Genomic DNA, 16247 nt, shown 5'->3' on the forward strand with positions numbered 1-16247 from the left:
TCTTCTATTAACGCTGACTAATCGATGGCGATCACAACAGATCGATGAGGAAATGGATCAGCGGTGCATCGGCGGGCGGCATTGGATAGTCGCGCATCTGCCGCGGCCGCACCCATTTCAGCGTCTGGCCTTCCTTCGGCTGCGCGATGCCGCGAAAGCGGCGGCAGACGAACAGCGGCATCAAGAGGTGAAAATCATCATAGGAATGGCTGGCGAAGGTGAGCGGCGCCAGGCATGGGATGTCGGTCTCGATGCCGATCTCCTCATGCAGTTCGCGAATCAGGCACTCCTCCGGCGTCTCACCGGGCTCGACCTTGCCGCCCGGGAACTCCCACAAGCCGGCAAGCTGCTTGCCTTCGGGGCGCTGCGCCAGAAGCACGCGCCCATCGGTATCGACCAGGGCGCAGGCCGCGACGAGAAGCAGACGCTTTCCGGCTGGTTTGACGTCGCTCATGCGCCGGGCGGCCGGCGATAGTGATAGCGGTAGACTTCCTCGAAGCCCAGCGAACGGTAGAGCGCCACGGCCGGCGCATTGCCGGCCTCGACCTGCAGCCAGGCCTCCCGCGCGCCACGCAGCCGCGCCCATTTCAGCGCCGACAGGATAAGGTTGCGGCCGTGACCCTTGTTGCGCGCCGCCTTGTCCGTGGCGACCTCGAACAGACCGGCGAGATCGCCGTCATGGACGCAGATCAGCGTCGCCAGCGGCTCGTTTCCCTCTTCGAGCGCGAACAGCCCGGCCTCGGGCTGGATGGCGCCGATGATCTCCGACAGGCCGGGCCGCAGCGACACGTCCGAGCCGCTCACCTTGAGCGATGCGCCGATGAAGCGGCTGATGTCCTTCAGCGGGATCTGGTCCATCGCCGGGGCGAGTTGCGCGTCCGCCAGCGGCAGGCGCATCACCAGCGATTCGTCGAAGCTGTTCCAGCCCTCGCTATCGAGGTGTTTGGACAGGTCCGGACCCGACAGCGGCGATATGCGGAAGGTCAGCGGCCTGCCATAGGCGTCGAAACGCCGGCTGGCGCGGCCGATGCGATCGGCAATGTGCTGGATGTCGCCGGGGTCGAGCGGATTGACCGAGTTCAGCCGCTTGGCCGGATGGCCGGCCGTCAGCCGCACCACCCAGGTGCCGTCATAGTGGACGGCCGCCGCCGGCCAGGCGCGAAAGCCTGCAGCCTCGTAGCGGCGCACGATGGCGAGCACGCTTGCCGGATGTCTGGAAACCAAGGCCGTCAGCTCCGATAGTCGCCGTTTATGGCGACATATTCCTTGGTGAGGTCGCAGGTCCACACCGTTGCCTTGCCACGGCCGATGCCGATATCGGCGCGGATGCGGATGTCGTCGCGCTTCATGTAGGCCGAGGTCGCTTCCTCGGAATAGCTGGGATCGCGCTCGCCCTCATGCGCCAGCCTGTTGTCGCCGAACCAGATCGACAGGAGGTCGCGGTCGGCGGGTTCGCCGGCCTTGCCGACGGCCATGACGACGCGGCCCCAATTGGCGTCCTCGCCGGCGACCGCCGTCTTGACGAGCGGCGAATTGGCGATCGACAGCGCGATGCGCTTGGCCGAGCGCGCCGATTTCGCGCCGGTGACGGTGACCTCGACCTGCTTGCGCGCGCCCTCGCCGTCGCGCACCACCTGCAGCGCCAGCGATTTCAGAACCTTGCCAAGCGCCCGGCGGAACGCGCCGAGGCGCGCATCCTTGGCGTCGCTGATCGTGGGTGCACCACGCTTGGCGGCAGCACCTGTGGCGAAGATCAGCAGCGTGTCGCTGGTCGACGTATCGCTGTCGACGGTGACTGCATTGAAGGTCTTGGCCGTGCCGCGCGACAACAGGTCCTGCAGCACGGGCGCCGCGATCGGTGCATCGGTGGCGATGAAGGACAGCATCGTCGCCATATCGGGTGCGATCATGCCGGCGCCCTTGGCGATGCCGTTGATGGTGACGTCGGCATCGCCGAGCTTCACCAGCGCCGTTGCGACTTTCGGATAGGTATCCGTGGTCATGATGGCCTTGGCCGCCTCGCTCCACAGATCCGGCTTGCCGTCCTTGACCAGACCGGCGAGCAGATGGCTGAACTTGGTTGTGTCGAGAGGCTCGCCGATGACGCCTGTGGAGGCGAGGAACACCTCGCCGGAGCTGCATCCGGCCGCCTTGGCCGCCGCCTCGCCGGTCAATGCGGTAGAGGCACGGCCCTTCTGGCCGGTGAAGGCATTGGCATTGCCGGAGTTGACGACCAGCACGCGCGCCTTGCCGGCGCCAAGGTTTTGCCGGCAGAAATCGACCGGCGCCGACGGGCATTTCGACTTGGTGAACACGCCGGCGACCGCAGTCCCGGCATCGAAGACCATGGCCAGCAGATCGGTGCGGTTCTTGTACTTTATTCCGGCCTCGGCAGTGGCGATGCGCACGCCCGCGATCGCGGGCATTTTCGGATATTTCTTCGGCGCGAGCGGCGAAATCGTTGCGGACATGGGAACCTCGGGCGGGAAAATCGCAAGGGAACGCCGGTTTGCCCGATACGCGGCGCCGGTGCAAGGGCGTTTTCGTCGCTGTCGCGGCCCGCGCGGACGCACTCCGGATCAAGCTTGCACCTCAAATCCGTTGGCGTCGCCGCGGCTGATATGCGCGACGGTCAATGGCGCATCGATTCGGAAACATCGGAAGCCATGAATAGGCGTCCGAGATTTCTGCGGTCCCGCGGAGTGACCGTAGCGTTTATCCCTTGTCCCAGTCGAGAAACAACCCGTTAGAACGGCCCGTTTCGTTTCGCCGCGGGTCTTGTATGATCCCGGCGAAAATTGCCGGCAAGGAAAAGCAGATGAGTGAGCAAGCGCATCCGGGGCGCAGATCGATTGGCGCCAGGCGCAATCCCGACAGTGCCGATGCCATTCTCGCGGCCGCCGAGGCCGTACTGGCCGAGGCCGGCTATTCCGGCTTCTCGATCGAGGCGGTGGCGCGGCGGGCGCGGGCCGGAAAGCCGACGATCTACCGCTGGTGGCCGAGCAAAGCAGCCCTGCTGCTCGAGGTCTATCAGCGCGGCAAGCGCGTCGCCGTTCCCGACACCGGCAATCTTGAGGAAGACCTTGTCGGCTTCCTGAACAACCTGTTCTCGCATTGGCGCGAGACGTCCTCGGGCAATGTGTTCAGATCGCTGATCGCCGAGGCGCAGTCGGATGAAACCGCGGCCGTAGCCCTTGCCTTGTATGCCGGTGGACGCCGAGCCCACACCGGCCAGATCATCGAGCGCGCGAAGACAAGGGGCGAGATTGCGGCCGATATCGATTCGGCGCTGGTCGCCGACATTGTGGCCTCCTATGCCTGGAAGCATCTCCTGACCAACCGGCTCGACGAACCTGAAGCGACGATACGCAAGGCGGTCCGTTATTTGACGCAAGGCATAGCAGTGCCCGGTCGAGCAATTCCAGGAAAAGTGTGAAACGGTTTTCCGTCCGGAATTGCGTCAAAACAAAGAGATAGAGCGGTTCTCCGTTTCCGTGAAACGGTGAACCGCTCTAGAAAACCGCGGCCGAGCCGGCCGATTGAAAAAGGGCGCGACAACCCGGTTGCCGCGCCCCTTTTCGAAGTTCTGTCAGCCTTACTTGGCGCTTTCCATCGTGTCGACGGCCTTCTTCAGGTTCGCGTCGGGGATCTCGACCTTGGCGGCGGCGCGCAGCGACTTGACCAGCGCAAAGTACTTGTCGCGGATGACCGCCTGCTTGGCCTGGTCCTTGACCTCTTCGAAGGCCGGCGGCTGCTTGGTGCGCTTGTCCTCGAGCTTGATGACGTGCCAGCCGAACTGCGACTGCACCGGCTCCTTGGTGTATTTGCCGACTTCGAGCGCGAACGCTGCCTTGTCGAATTCCGGCACCATCTGGCCAGGTCCGAACCAGCCGAGATCGCCGCCATTGGACTTGCCGCTCGGGTCGCTGGTGTGCTCGTTGGCGAGCTTCTGGAAGTCGGCGCCGCCGTCGAGCTGCTTGATGATCGCCACGGCCTCTTCCTTCGTCTTCACGAGGATGTGACGGGCGTGCACCTCATTGACCGGGGGCGTGTTGGCGATTTCCTGGTCATAGCGGGCGCGCACCTCGGCGTCCGTGACCTTGTCGACGACGCCCTTCTCGACCATTTCGCCATGCAGCGCGCGCTGCTGCAGGAAGGCCATGCGGCGCTGGAAATCGGGATCCTTGTCGAGGCCGGTGGTGACCGCCTGGGCGGCCATGATGCGGATCTCGATGGCTGCCGAAAGGGCCGCCGCACGGCGCTGTTCGGGCAGCAACTGAGCGAACTGCTGCGACAGCTCGCCTTCGGCAAGCCCAAGGTCTGCCTCGGTCAGCGTCTGGCCGTTGACAGTGGCGACCACCGCGTTAGGGTCGACCGGCGCGGCCGCCGGGGCCGGTGCCGCCGGCTGGGCGGGGGCGGCTTCCTGCGCCATCAGGGGCGACAGCGACAGAGCCGACAGCCCGAAAGCCAGGCCAAGGCTGGCGAGCGACGCACGGCTAAACGATAAGGACATTAAGTTAACTCCGATGGGGATTGCCGATGGGGGTTGCTTGAGCAAAATGGCTTGCAGATCAGCCAGATTGTGGCGGAATTTGGCGCGGCCCGCAGGGCGAGCGCGGCGTTGACATCAGTTGAGCCCCCTCTTATCTGTCCAACGACTTTGCGTCCAGAACCGTTTTCCGGGCGCTTTTTGCGTTTGTCCGCGTTTCACGCGGAATTGATGGGGCCGGCCGGCGCCCGTCGCAACGATTAAGAATGCTATCGAAAGGGCCATTGGATGGTCAGTCTCGGCGGTCTCGCCCGTAAGGTTTTCGGCTCCTCCAACGATCGCCGCGTCAAGGCGACCCGGCCGCGCGTCGAGGCGATCAACGCCATGGAAAACGAGATGCGGGCGCTCTCCGATGCCGATCTCAGGGGCCGCACGGAAAAATTCCGCCAGGACATCGCCAACGGCGCTTCGCTCGATGATCTCTTGATCCCTGCCTTCGCCACGGTGCGCGAAGCTGCGCGCCGCGTGCTCGGCATGCGCCCGTTCGACGTACAGCTGATCGGCGGCATGGTGCTGCACAATGGCGGCATCGCCGAGATGCGCACCGGCGAGGGCAAGACCCTAGTCGCCACGCTGCCGGTCTATCTCAATGCGCTCGCCGGCAACGGCGTCCACGTCGTCACCGTCAACGACTATCTCGCTACGCGCGACTCCGAATGGATGGGCCGGGTCTACAAATTCCTCGGCCTGGCGGTCGGCGTCATCGTCCATGGCCTCTCCGACGAGGAGCGCCGCGTCGCCTACGCCGCCGACGTCACCTACGCCACCAACAACGAACTCGGCTTCGACTATCTGCGCGACAACATGAAGTACGAGCGCGCCCAGATGGTGCAGCGCGGCCACAGCTACGCGATCGTCGACGAGGTCGATTCAATCCTGGTCGACGAGGCGCGCACGCCGCTGATCATTTCCGGTCCGCTCGAGGACCGTTCGGAAATGTACAACACCATCGACGCTTTCATGCTGCAGCTCGGCCCGGCCGACTATGAGATCGACGAGAAGCAGAAGACCTCGATCTTCACCGAGGACGGCACCGAGAAGCTGGAGAACCTGCTGCGCGATGCAGGTCTGCTCAAGGGCGAGTCGCTCTACGACGTCGAGAACGTCGCCATTGTCCATCATGTGAACAATGCGCTGAAGGCGCACCGGCTGTTCCAGAAGGACAAGGACTATATCGTACGCAACGACGAGATCGTCATCATCGACGAGTTCACCGGCCGCATGATGCCGGGCCGCCGCTATTCGGAAGGCCTGCACCAGGCGCTCGAGGCCAAGGAGCATGTGACGATCCAGCCGGAGAACCAGACGCTGGCCTCCGTCACCTTCCAGAACTATTTCCGCCTCTACAAGAAGCTTGCCGGCATGACCGGCACGGCGCTGACCGAGGCCGAGGAATTCGGCAACATCTACAATCTCGACGTCACCGAGATTCCGACCAATCTGCCGGTCATCCGCAGGGACGAGGACGACGAGGTCTACCGGACGGTCGAAGAGAAGTACAAGGCGATCGTCAAGGAGATCCGCGAGGCGAGCGCCAATGGCCAGCCGACGCTGGTCGGCACCACCTCGATTGAAAAATCCGAGCAGCTGGCCGAGCGCCTGCGCAAGGAAGGCTTCAAGAACTTCGAGGTGCTGAATGCCCGCCACCACGAGCGCGAAGCGGCCATCGTCGCCCAGGCCGGCAAGCCGGGCGCTATCACCATCGCCACCAACATGGCCGGCCGCGGCACCGACATCCAGCTTGGCGGCAATGCGGACATGCGCATCGCCGAGGAACTCGGCGACCTGCCTGAAGGGCCCGAGCGCGAGGCGAAGGAACAGGCAATCCGCGACGACATCGCCAGGCTGAAGGAAAAGGCGCTCGCCGCCGGCGGCCTTTACGTGCTGGCCACCGAACGCCATGAATCGCGCCGCATCGACAACCAGCTGCGCGGTCGTTCCGGCCGCCAGGGCGACCCCGGCCGCTCGAAATTCTTCCTGTCGCTGCAGGACGATCTGATGCGCATCTTCGGTTCCGAGCGCATGGACGGCATGCTGCAGAAGCTCGGCCTCAAGGAAGACGAGGCGATCATACATCCGTGGATCAACAAGGCGCTGGAAAAGGCGCAGAAGAAGGTCGAGGCGCGCAACTTCGACATCCGCAAGAACCTCCTGAAATATGACGACGTGTCGAACGACCAGCGCAAGGTGGTGTTCGAGCAGCGCATCGAACTGATGGACGGCGAAGGCCTGTCCGAGACGATCGCCGAGATGCGCGAAGGCGTCATCGAGGAGGTCGTCGCCAAGAACATTCCCGAAAACGCCTATGCCGAGCAGTGGAACGTCGCCGGCCTCAAGGCCGAGGTGGCCGAATTCCTCAACCTCGACCTGCCGGTCGAGGAATGGGTCAAGGAAGAAGGCATCGCCGAGGACGACATTCGCGAGCGCATCACCACCGCCGCCGACGCCGCCGCCAAGGAGCGCGCCGAGCGTTTCGGCCCGGACGTGATGAGCTATGTCGAGCGTTCGGTGGTGCTGCAGACGCTCGACCATCTGTGGCGCGAGCACATCGTCAATCTCGACCATCTGCGCTCGGTCGTCGGCTTCCGCGGCTATGCCCAGCGCGACCCGCTGCAGGAGTACAAGGGCGAAGCGTTCGAGCTGTTCCAGGCGATGCTGGGCAATCTGCGCCAGGCCGTCACCGCGCAGCTGATGCGCGTCGAGCTGGTGCGCCAGGCGGCGGAAGCGCCACCTCCGGAGGCGCCCGACATGTTCGGCAGCCATATCGACGGCACCACCGGCGAGGACGATTTCCAGGGCGGCGAAACAGCACTTCTGGTCCGCCAGGAAAGCCACGCCATCGTCGCTCCCAAGGACCGCGATCCGAACAACCAGGCAAGCTGGGGCAAGGTCGGCCGCAACGAAGCCTGCCCCTGCGGCTCCGGCAAGAAATACAAGCACTGCCACGGCGCGTTCGCCTGACGACCCTTCTTCCTTCTCCCCGTTCACGGTGGAAGGTGGCCCGCAGGGCCGGATGAGGGGTGGCGCCAGCTTTCGCGATTGAGCAGCAACCTGTGGGGATCATGCCGGTGGCGCCCCCCGGGGATCGCTTTCAGGTAACAAAAGCCGCCGCCACGTAGCGAGTTCACGGAACGCCGCACGCAATTCCTCCCGGCCCTCCGCTATGGTTCCCTGCCCTTGGGGCGTTCAGTCCCTTCAGAACGTCCACTGGACTTTTCTGATCCGCCCGGAGGCGCACCAGGTCTTCGCCGTTCGACGCCCGAAAAGCCAAATCGTTGGCTTTTCGTCCGCTGCGCGGACCGCTCCTCACCCAACCGTTTCTTAAGGTGTTTCGGATAGACCCAAACGCTGAAAAAGAGGCGGAAAACGGAGTGTGATCGGGGTGCGCTTTTCCGCGGCCACGACAGCCGAGCGGTTTTTGCCGCAGCGTTTGGCGCTGCGCATGGTGCCTCTGCTTGACCGGATCGACGCCGTGCTGTTCACCGCCGACGAGCGCGGCGAGGCCGGTCGCATGTCGGTCATCGCCTTTTCCATCCGCATCATCAGCGCCGTCATCGCCTTCGTCAGCCAGGTGCTGATGGCGCGCTGGATGGGCTCGTTCGAATACGGCATCTTCGTGCTTGTCTGGGTGACGATGGTCATCGTCGGCAACCTCGCTTGCCTTGGCTTCCACACCTCGGTCATCCGCTTCATCCCCGAATATCGGGAGCGCGGCATGCTGGCTGAATTGCGCGGCATCGTCGTGGCGAGCCGCCTGTTCGTGCTGATCGCTTCGACGGTGATCGCCGGGCTCGGCGCCCTCGGCGTCTGGCTGGGCTCGGCCTGGCTGGAGAACTACTATGTCGTGCCCTTCATCCTCGGCGTCTTCTGCCTGCCGATGATCGCGATGGGCGACTTGCTGCAAGGGCTGTCGCGCGCCAACTCATGGGCGCTGTTTGCGCTCTCGCCGACCTATCTGGTGCGGCCGATACTGATCCTGGCGTTCATGGCGCTGATGCTGGCGATGGGCTACGCACCCGACGCCAGGACCGCCATCTTCGCCTCGATCGCCGCAACCTATGCCACCACGCTCGGCCAGCTGATCGGCGTCACCTCGCGCATGGAACGGATCATCCCGACCGGGCCGATGAAGGTGCATTTTGGGCAGTGGTTCGTCGTCTCGCTGCCGATCTTCCTGGTCGAGAGCTTCTTCTTCCTGCTCACCAATGCCGATGTGCTGATGGTTGGCGCCTATCTCGACCCCAATGACGTCGCCGTCTATTTCGCCACCGTCAAGACGCTGGCGCTGGTGCATTTCGTCTATTTCGCCGTCAAGGCCGGCGTTGCCCAGCGCTATGCCCAGTTCACCCATGGCGAGCCGGAAAAGCTTGCCGCCTTCGCCCGCGAGACGGTGTCGTGGACCTTCTGGCCCTCGCTGGTGATGGCGCTTTCGGTGCTGGCACTGGGGCAGCCGATGCTGGTTCTGTTCGGCCCCGAATTCACCGCCGGCTATCCGCTGCTGTTCCTGCTGGTCTTCGGCGTCGTGGCGCGGGCCGCGGTCGGCCCCTGCGAGAGCCTTTTGACCATGAGCGGCAACCAGAACATCTGCGCCGCTGTCTATGCCATGACGCTGGCCTTCAACATCGGACTCAATGTGCTGCTGATCCCGCATTTCGGCCTGTGGGGCGCGGCGATCGCCACCAGTTTCGCCATGATGTTCGAGGCCAGCGCGCTGTCCTTCACCGTATGGCGCAAGCTCGGCATCGTCATGGCCATCTTCGTGCCCGCCAGGAGAGACGCCTGATGGCCGCCGTCCCGTTGCTCGAGGAAACCAGCGGCGGTCCTGCCGGCGCCATGGTGTCAGGCCTTGCCGGCCTGGCGCGCGAGGCCGATCCCGCCCATATCGAGATCCTCGCCAACAACCGGCCCGAGCGCAAGCTCGCCATCTACCCGGCCTCTGCCGGCTTCGATCTGGTCGAGGAACTGGACTATCTCTGCACCCGCACGATCGAGCCCAACGTCTTCTTCAACCCGCGCTTCCTCGCCCCGGCGATGCCAAGGCTTGAAGACCGTGAAGTGCGCCTCGCTGTGATCCGCGACGGCGACGAATACCGCAACCGGCTGCGCCTCCTGGTGCCGTTCTCGGTCGAGCGGCCGGCGATCCCGCTCGGCGTCCCGGTGATGCGCACCTGGTCGAGCCCGTTCGGCCCGATCGGCACGCCGCTGGTCGACCGCGACGACCCGGTCGGCGTCATCGAGGATTTCTTCTCGATGCTTTCGCGGCCGCATCTCAAGCTGCCGAAGGTGTTTGTGCTGCCCGACATCCGGCTCGACGGCCCGGTGGAGAGCCTGCTTGCCTCCGTCGCCGAGACGCGCGGCCTGACCATGGTCACCACGGGCAAGGCGGAGCGGCCGGTGCTCGAAAGCGAGGCCGAAGGCGAGGAGTATCTCAAGGCCTCGCTGCGCGCGCACCACTATCGCGAATTCCGCCGCCTGAAGCGGCGCCTTGCCGACCTCGGCAAGCTCGAGCACGTCGTGGCGCGCGGACCCGACGAGATCCGCCATGCCATCGAAAGCTTCCTGACGCTTGAGGCGGCCGGCTGGAAGGGCCGCGAGCGCACGGCCATGGCGATCGACCGCTTCCGCGCCGCCTTCGCCCGCGAGGCCGTGCACCGGCTGGCCGAGCAGGATCTCTGCCGCATCCACTCGCTGACGCTCGACGGCCGCACCGTCGCCTGCCTGATCGTCTTCGTCGAGGCCGGCGTCGCCTATACCTGGAAGACCGCCTATGACGAGACGCTGTCGGCCTATTCGCCGGGCACGCTGTTGATGATCGAGGTCACCAGGCAGCATCTCGACGACCCCAACATCGTGATGACCGATTCCTGCGCCGTGCCCGACCATCCGGTGATGAGCCGGCTGTGGAGCGAGCGCAAGCCGATGGGCACGCTGGTGATCGGGCTCTCGCCGGACGCCGACCGCCAGGTGCGCCAGGCGGCGTCGCAGCTGCATCTCTACCGCGAGACCCGCAATATGGCGCGCCTGCTGCGCAACCGCATGAAGAGCCTTCTGGGCCGGCGCTAGAGCAATTCCAGGAAAAATGCGTAGCGGTTTTCCGTCCGGAATTGCGCAAAAACAGATACCTGGAGCAATTCAAGGAAAAGTGCGTAGCGGCTTTCCGACTTTGTCGGGTGCCTTCTCCGACCAAGGAGCCTTTTGGCTTAGGTCATAAGGGTTGCTGTTCCCACGCAGTGGGAAGGATTAGCATCGATACAGTTCCAAGGGGGACGAGGCGGTAGAGTTGGCCGCGCGGTTAGCATCATTTGCGCCTCGGTCTTGCACGGCCAGAATCAGAATCTGGGAGGAGTGCATGACGAAAATAGCTAGTCTTGGGCGTTGCGGGATCCTCATTTCGATAGGTCTCATTGGCGCATTCCTAGGCGCGGCCGCAGCTCAGGCCGCAGAACCCAACAAGGCCGAGATCGACGCCCTGAAGCAGTCGCTGGCCAAGTATGAAGACTACACGGCCGCCATTCGCGACCTCTATCTGTCGACGGTCGGGTGCGTCTCCTACACCGGAGAAAAGATCCCCGGAACGATGGACTACCCGAAGGGCGCCATGGGCATTCATTTCGTCAATGTTCCCAGCATCGGCCCGACAGTCGATCCGATGCGCCCCAATGTTCTGATCTACGAGCCGGTCGATGGCGGCTTGCGCCTGGTCGGCGTGGAATGGCTGGTGCCCCTGACGCCCGACACCAAGGCGCCGCCGGAACTCTTTGGCCAGAAGTTCATGGGCCCGATGGAAGGGCACTATCCGCTCATTCCGAAGGAGTTCCACCACTACGACCTCCACGCCTGGCTGTTCAAGGACAACCCAGACGGAATGTTCAGCCCGACGAACCCGGAGGTGAAATGCGATAACTACGCATTCCCGATGCCGGAGAAGCCGACCAAGATGGTGCCGGGGCCGATGTGAGTAGCCCCCGAGTCGAACTGACCGCAGAGCCGGGGTGAGCCCCGCCTCTGCGGGTTTATCCGGGCGCGGTCTTTCAGGCCCTGCGAACTCGACTCAACCCCGGGACAAGTTGTATCCCGAGGGCACAGGTGCATCCTTCGCTTTCGCGGCTTTTGCGTGAAAATTGGTGCCCCTAGCCGGGATCGAACCAGCACTCCTTGCGGAACTCGATTTTGAGTCGAGCGCGTCTACCAATTCCGCCATAGGGGCTCAGGCCGGGCGGCCTGGATGGGCGCGGACTATACGGTTGGAGGCCTGTTCGTCAACTGGCCAATTCTCGACTGTCCCGCGGCCGCGACCAAACCTCACCTTTCTGTTTCGTGAAGCTTCAGCCATTGTGCAGCGCGGAAAATCTTTCTAGACAGACGGCGCGTTGAAGCGCCTCGCGTCCGGGAGATGGATGCGGCGTGCTTCTGGTCTTTGTTTTCATGTCGTTTTCCAAAACCGCTGTGCACTTTTGGGCGACATGCATTAGGAGAGCCTATGCTTCGCGGACTTTACGACTGGACCTTGTCGCTGGCGGCGCGGAAATCCGCCGAATGGTGGCTGGCCTTCATCGCTTTCGTCGAAAGCTCGGTGTTCCTGGTGCCGGCCGACGTGCTCTATCTGCCGATGGCCTTGTCGCGGCCCGACCGCGCCTACCGCTACGCGCTGATCGCCACGGCCGCTTCGGTCCTGGGCGGCATCGCCGGCTGGTTCATCGGCCATTATGCCTATGAAGCGGTGGCCAAGCCGATTCTCGAATTCTACGGCAAGTACGACGAGTTCGAGGCGCTGCGCACCTCGTCCGGTATCGGCTTCATCATCCTGATGCTGATCACCTCGGGCGCCGCCCATCTGCCGCCGATCAAGGTGGTGACGATTCTCTCCGGCGTCATCGGCGTCAATCTGCTGTTGTTCATCGCACTGGCGATCGTCGCGCGCGGCGCCCGCTTCCTGCTGCTGGCCTGGCTGTTGCGCCGCTACGGCGAAACGATCCGCGAATTCATCGAGAAGCGTCTCGGCCTGATCGCCAGCGCCGCTGCCGCTGCCCTGATTTTGCTCTATATCGCGGTCAGATACGCCCACTGAGGCGACGAAGCAGACGGACCACCACCGATGACAGCGACCATGAATGCCGATACCGGACGCCAGCGCACGCGGGCGGCGCTTTTTCTTGCCGTCGTCATGGCGGCCACCGTCGGCTCGGCACTCGCCTTCCAGTACATAGGCGGCTACATCCCCTGTCATCTCTGCCTGGAGCAGCGCACGCCCTATTACATCGGCGCGCCGCTGATGCTGCTGGCGGCGCTTGCGTCAATGCTGGGCGCGCCCGCCTGGGTGACGCGCGGCCTGATCGCCATCGGTGGCCTGCTGATGCTCTACGGCCTCTATCTCGGCGTCTATCACTCCGGCGTCGAATGGGCATGGTGGCAGGGCCCGGCCGATTGCACCGCCGGCGCCGGCCCGGTCGACACCGGCGGCAAGGGCGTGCTCGACGCGCTCGACAAATTCGTGCCGCCGTCCTGCGACAAGGCGGCGCTGCGCATCCTCGGCCTGTCGCTGGCCGGCTGGAACGCCATCGCCAGCTTCATCCTGGCCGCAGTCGCCTTCCGGAGCGCCTACGCTCGCGACTGAATTAACGCGACGCAGAGTTCGCGCAAAAATTCGGCAGGCGGAGTCGGATGGCGCGGCTTTCGAGAATCGGAGCGGAGCGTACTTAAGTACGTGAGCACCGGAAGCGCAGAAAGCTGCGTCAGGCGGCCAGCATGGCGGATTTGTGCCGAACTCTATGGTTCGAGTTCGACATCCCAGTAGAGATAATCCATCCAGCTTTCATGCAGATGGTTGGGCGGGAACAGGCGGCCATTGTTGTGCAGGTCATGCACCGTCGGCTGAAAGGGTTTCTGCAGCGGCCACATCTTGGCGTGCGCCGGCATCATGCCGCCCTTCCTGAGGTTGCAGGGCGAACAGGCGGCGACGACATTCTCCCAGGTCGTCGCCCCGCCGCGATGGCGCGGGATGACGTGATCGAAGGTCAGATCCTCCGGCGTGCCACAATACTGGCACTGGAAACGATCGCGCAGGAAGACGTTGAAGCGGGTGAAGGCCGGATGCCTTGACGGCTTCACATAGGCTTTCAGGCTGACGACGCTGGGCAGCTTCATCGAGAAGGTCGGCGAGGACACGGCGTGCTCGTACTCGGCGACGATGTTCACCCTGTCGAGGAACACCGCCTTGATGGCGTCCTGCCATGACCAGAGCGACAGCGGGTAATAGCTGAGCGGACGGTAATCCGCATTCAGCACCAGCGCTGGAAGCCCATCCGGAGATACGGCAATCGTCACGCGTTGACCTCCTTGTCTCGCGAACCGATCGGCGCGGATACTGTAAGCCCGACATGACAGGGATGTGAAGCGGATTGTCGCTCGCCAGAAACGTCAAAAACGCCTGATTTTCAGGCTTTTTTGCGGATTCAGGCGGGCGGTGCCGCCTCCTTGCCCTTCAATTCGCGGTAATAGGCCCAGAAAAGACGCGACGCGACACCTCGCCACGGGCTCCATGATTCGGCGAGCCGGATCAGTGTTTTCTCGGGCGGACGCGGGTCGATGCCGAGCGCGTGGCCGACGGCGCTCTGCAGCGCAACGTCCCGCGCCGGGAAGATGTCGGGGTGGCCGGCGGCAAATAGCAGATAGACTTCCGCCGTCCACGGACCGATGCCCGGCACCGCCGTCATCGCCGCGATCGCCTCAGGGGCGTCGAGCGAGCAGAGATGGTTGAGGTCGAGCCCATCGGCCACGGCTGTTGCCACGGCAATCAGGCCGCGCTGCTTCGGCCGCGACAGGCCGGCCTCGCGAAAGACGTCTTCGCCGGCGGCAAGGATCGCCCGCGGCGTCAGCGGATCGAGGAGCGTCGTCAGCCGCCCAAAAATCGCATCGGCGCTGGCGCGGGACACTTGCTGCGAGACGATGATCGAGGCGAGGCTCCTGAAGCCCGGCTCCGAAAGCCTGAGCGGCACCTCGACGGCCATGCCGCGCACCTTTTCAAGCCGCGGGTCGATGAGGCAGAGCGCATCGAGCCCTTGGGCAATGTCGTTGAGATCAGCGATGCGTTGCATGTTCCCTTCCGCCTGGAGCGGGCGCAAGGTAGCAATCGGCGAAAGCGCCTGACAACCGACGAGCCGCCTGAGAGATGACGCTCCTGACATTCCGCTTTGCGCCGAGCCCGAACGGGCAATTGCATCTCGGCCACGCCTATTCGGCGCTGCTCAACCAGAGACTGGCGACTGCGGCCGGCGGCCACCTGCTGCTGCGCATCGAGGACATCGACACAACGCGCTGCACGCCGGAATTCGAGGCCGGCGTCCGTTACGACCTGAAATGGCTCGGGCTCGACTGGGAGGAACCGGTGCGCCGCCAGTCCGGGCATTTCGCCGAATACCGGACGGTGCTCGACCGGCTGATCGCCGAAGAGCTTGTCTATCCGGCCTTCATGAGCAGAAGTGAGATCCGCGCCTTCATCGCCGGCAGCGAAAAGCGCGGCCGCGACTGGCCGCGCGACCCGGACGGCGTGCCGCTCTATCCCGCCGCCGACAAGACATTGCCGGTCAGGGAACGCCAGCGGCGAATCGCCGAGAACATGGCCTTTGCCTGGCGGCTGGATGTCGACGCGGCGATGGCGCGCGCCTCGGCCGACCTGTCATGGACCGAATTCACCGACGAGACGCTTTCCGGCACCAGGCAGGTCAAAGCCCGCCCGCAGGACTGGGGTGACGTGATCTTGGCGCGCCGCGACATCCCGACCAGCTATCACCTGGCCGTCGTCGTCGACGACGCGCTGCAGGGCATCAGCCATGTCGTGCGCGGCCAGGACCTGTTTTCCGCGACCGGCGTGCAGCGCCTGCTTCAGGACCTGCTTGGCCTGCCGCAGCCGGGTTACTTCCACCACCGGCTGATCCCGGGCCCGGACGGGCGCAAGCTGTCGAAGAGCCTTGGGAATACCGGTCTCGCGGAACTCAGGCAGGCGGGCGCTTCCCCGAACGACGTCAGGCGGCTGGTCGGCCTCTAGAAGTTTTCGATCTGGGAATGTTGAGATTCAGGTGAGGCCGAGCCGGAGTCGAAGACGGGCGCGAAGCGACCAAACTAGGTGGTTCTCGAGAACCGGAACGGAGCGTACTCAAAGTATATGAGCACCGGAAGCGCAGGGAACCGCCGTTTGCAGGCCGGCCTCACCTGAATATCAGCATTCCCAGCTACCAGCGGGCCATCCCGGCCTTGATAAACGCCATCGTGCTGAGGAAGGTGAAAGCGCCTCCCAGGCCCCAGGCGATCGCGAGTTTGAGATCCCGCAGGCTGATGCCATGCTCGTTGGCGACCATCACCGCGACGAAAAAGCCGAGCGTGAACAGCAGCGTGTTGCCGGTCGAACCGAAGCCGTCATCCTTCATGATGGCGTCGAGCGCGGTGCCGAAGAAGAAACCGAAGACAGCCACCGTCGCGACCGTCATCAGCAGCCAACTGGTGTCGAGATGCAAAAGCATGACTATCCATGGCGACCGAGCCGCCATGCCCCTGGGGATCAATCGATTGGCCGATTGTCCCGACGCCGTTTGTTGAATTCGAATGAGCTTATGGATCAATCGTTTCATTTTGCTTGCCGGATTGAACGGCATTAGAGCAATCGCCGTAGTCAGTTCTTCATCCAACACGTTTCCACCCGGTT

Annotated in this window: 15 protein-coding genes and 1 tRNA gene; 8 read left to right on the plus strand and 8 right to left on the minus strand. The window is 64.0% G+C overall.

The window, feature by feature from the left end; genetic code table 11:
• Positions 1-31 precede the first annotated feature (31 nt).
• From mutT to argJ, 3 genes are read right to left on the minus strand one after another with little or no spacing between them, the layout of a single operon-like run.
• Positions 32-454, minus strand: a complete 423-nt coding sequence (mutT, locus tag ACSQ3Z_RS24380) for an 8-oxo-dGTP diphosphatase MutT (protein ID WP_436173792.1) — start codon at positions 452-454, stop codon at positions 32-34.
• The gene (locus ACSQ3Z_RS24385) at positions 451-1224 is read right to left on the minus strand and encodes a GNAT family N-acetyltransferase (RefSeq protein ID WP_436173793.1); all 774 of its coding nucleotides are present in this window, start codon (positions 1222-1224) and stop codon (positions 451-453) included. The genes mutT and ACSQ3Z_RS24385 overlap by 4 nt, the downstream gene beginning before the upstream one ends.
• A gap of 5 nt (positions 1225-1229) precedes the next feature.
• Positions 1230-2471 carry a bifunctional glutamate N-acetyltransferase/amino-acid acetyltransferase ArgJ gene (gene argJ / locus ACSQ3Z_RS24390; RefSeq protein ID WP_436173794.1) on the minus strand — a complete coding sequence of 414 codons (1242 nt, stop codon included), beginning with the start codon at positions 2469-2471 and terminating at the stop codon, positions 1230-1232.
• A gap of 347 nt (positions 2472-2818) precedes the next feature.
• Here argJ and ACSQ3Z_RS24395 point away from each other — a divergent pair, with 347 nt between their 5' ends.
• Complete coding sequence (locus ACSQ3Z_RS24395) at positions 2819-3436, plus strand: TetR/AcrR family transcriptional regulator (protein WP_436173795.1); 618 nt, start codon at positions 2819-2821, stop codon at positions 3434-3436.
• Between the two features lie 159 nt (positions 3437-3595).
• On the opposite strand, the gene ACSQ3Z_RS24400 is transcribed toward ACSQ3Z_RS24395, so the two are convergent.
• Complete coding sequence (locus ACSQ3Z_RS24400; RefSeq protein WP_436173796.1) at positions 3596-4513, minus strand: peptidylprolyl isomerase; 918 nt, start codon at positions 4511-4513, stop codon at positions 3596-3598.
• 264 nt (positions 4514-4777) lie between these two features.
• On the opposite strand from ACSQ3Z_RS24400, the gene secA reads away from it, so the two are divergent.
• The 4 genes from secA (at position 4778) to ACSQ3Z_RS24420 (ending at position 11507) form a co-directional block, all read left to right on the plus strand.
• On the plus strand, positions 4778-7510 hold the full coding sequence (gene secA / locus ACSQ3Z_RS24405; protein WP_436173797.1) for a preprotein translocase subunit SecA: 2733 nt from the start codon (positions 4778-4780) through the stop codon (positions 7508-7510).
• 421 nt (positions 7511-7931) lie between these two features.
• Positions 7932-9332: an oligosaccharide flippase family protein gene (locus ACSQ3Z_RS24410; protein WP_436173798.1), complete on the plus strand. Its 1401-nt coding sequence runs from the start codon at positions 7932-7934 to the stop codon at positions 9330-9332.
• The gene (locus ACSQ3Z_RS24415; RefSeq protein WP_436173799.1) at positions 9332-10612 is read left to right on the plus strand and encodes a GNAT family N-acetyltransferase; all 1281 of its coding nucleotides are present in this window, start codon (positions 9332-9334) and stop codon (positions 10610-10612) included. The genes ACSQ3Z_RS24410 and ACSQ3Z_RS24415 overlap by 1 nt, the downstream gene beginning before the upstream one ends.
• Before the next feature lie 286 nt (positions 10613-10898).
• Positions 10899-11507, plus strand: a complete 609-nt coding sequence (locus ACSQ3Z_RS24420; RefSeq protein ID WP_436173800.1) for a hypothetical protein — start codon at positions 10899-10901, stop codon at positions 11505-11507.
• A 164-nt stretch (positions 11508-11671) separates the two neighbouring features.
• On the opposite strand, the gene ACSQ3Z_RS24425 is transcribed toward ACSQ3Z_RS24420, so the two are convergent.
• Positions 11672-11756 (minus strand) — tRNA-Leu (locus tag ACSQ3Z_RS24425).
• 273 nt (positions 11757-12029) lie between these two features.
• On the opposite strand from ACSQ3Z_RS24425, the gene ACSQ3Z_RS24430 reads away from it, so the two are divergent.
• Positions 12030-12617, plus strand: a complete 588-nt coding sequence (locus ACSQ3Z_RS24430) for a YqaA family protein (RefSeq protein WP_436173801.1) — start codon at positions 12030-12032, stop codon at positions 12615-12617.
• Between the two features lie 27 nt (positions 12618-12644).
• Positions 12645-13163, plus strand: coding sequence for a disulfide bond formation protein B (locus tag ACSQ3Z_RS24435; protein WP_436173802.1), 519 nt, complete (start codon positions 12645-12647; stop codon positions 13161-13163).
• Positions 13164-13315: 152 nt separating this feature from the next.
• On the opposite strand, the gene ACSQ3Z_RS24440 is transcribed toward ACSQ3Z_RS24435, so the two are convergent.
• Together ACSQ3Z_RS24440 and ACSQ3Z_RS24445 are read right to left on the minus strand one after the other, a co-directional pair.
• The gene (locus ACSQ3Z_RS24440) at positions 13316-13873 is read right to left on the minus strand and encodes an HNH endonuclease (RefSeq protein WP_006199900.1); all 558 of its coding nucleotides are present in this window, start codon (positions 13871-13873) and stop codon (positions 13316-13318) included.
• Positions 13874-14001: 128 nt separating this feature from the next.
• Entirely contained in the window at positions 14002-14643 is a 642-nt protein-coding gene (locus ACSQ3Z_RS24445; protein ID WP_436173803.1) for a DNA-3-methyladenine glycosylase family protein, read from the minus strand.
• A gap of 74 nt (positions 14644-14717) precedes the next feature.
• On the opposite strand from ACSQ3Z_RS24445, the gene gluQRS reads away from it, so the two are divergent.
• Positions 14718-15593, plus strand: a complete 876-nt coding sequence (gene gluQRS, locus ACSQ3Z_RS24450) for a tRNA glutamyl-Q(34) synthetase GluQRS (RefSeq protein ID WP_436173804.1) — start codon at positions 14718-14720, stop codon at positions 15591-15593.
• Positions 15594-15777: 184 nt separating this feature from the next.
• Here gluQRS and ACSQ3Z_RS24455 read toward each other — a convergent pair whose 3' ends face one another.
• The gene (locus ACSQ3Z_RS24455) at positions 15778-16230 is read right to left on the minus strand and encodes a hypothetical protein (RefSeq protein ID WP_436173805.1); all 453 of its coding nucleotides are present in this window, start codon (positions 16228-16230) and stop codon (positions 15778-15780) included.
• Positions 16231-16247 lie beyond the last annotated feature (17 nt).

Origin of the sequence: Mesorhizobium sp. LjNodule214, from assembly GCF_964252735.1 — a bacterium.
Lineage (GTDB): Bacteria > Pseudomonadota > Alphaproteobacteria > Rhizobiales > Rhizobiaceae > Mesorhizobium.

Coding starts and splice junctions, on each gene's coding strand:
- mutT (WP_436173792.1), bottom strand. CDS start 454: ATGAGCGACGTCAAACCAGCCGGAAAGCGTCTGCTTCTCGTCGCGGCC.
- argJ (WP_436173794.1), bottom strand. CDS start 2,471: ATGTCCGCAACGATTTCGCCGCTCGCGCCGAAGAAATATCCGAAAATG.
- ACSQ3Z_RS24395 (WP_436173795.1), top strand. CDS start 2,819: ATGAGTGAGCAAGCGCATCCGGGGCGCAGATCGATTGGCGCCAGGCGC.
- ACSQ3Z_RS24400 (WP_436173796.1), bottom strand. CDS start 4,513: ATGTCCTTATCGTTTAGCCGTGCGTCGCTCGCCAGCCTTGGCCTGGCT.
- secA (WP_436173797.1), top strand. CDS start 4,778: ATGGTCAGTCTCGGCGGTCTCGCCCGTAAGGTTTTCGGCTCCTCCAAC.
- ACSQ3Z_RS24415 (WP_436173799.1), top strand. CDS start 9,332: ATGGCCGCCGTCCCGTTGCTCGAGGAAACCAGCGGCGGTCCTGCCGGC.
- ACSQ3Z_RS24420 (WP_436173800.1), top strand. CDS start 10,899: ATGACGAAAATAGCTAGTCTTGGGCGTTGCGGGATCCTCATTTCGATA.
- ACSQ3Z_RS24430 (WP_436173801.1), top strand. CDS start 12,030: ATGCTTCGCGGACTTTACGACTGGACCTTGTCGCTGGCGGCGCGGAAA.
- ACSQ3Z_RS24435 (WP_436173802.1), top strand. CDS start 12,645: ATGACAGCGACCATGAATGCCGATACCGGACGCCAGCGCACGCGGGCG.
- ACSQ3Z_RS24445 (WP_436173803.1), bottom strand. CDS start 14,643: ATGCAACGCATCGCTGATCTCAACGACATTGCCCAAGGGCTCGATGCG.
- gluQRS (WP_436173804.1), top strand. CDS start 14,718: ATGACGCTCCTGACATTCCGCTTTGCGCCGAGCCCGAACGGGCAATTG.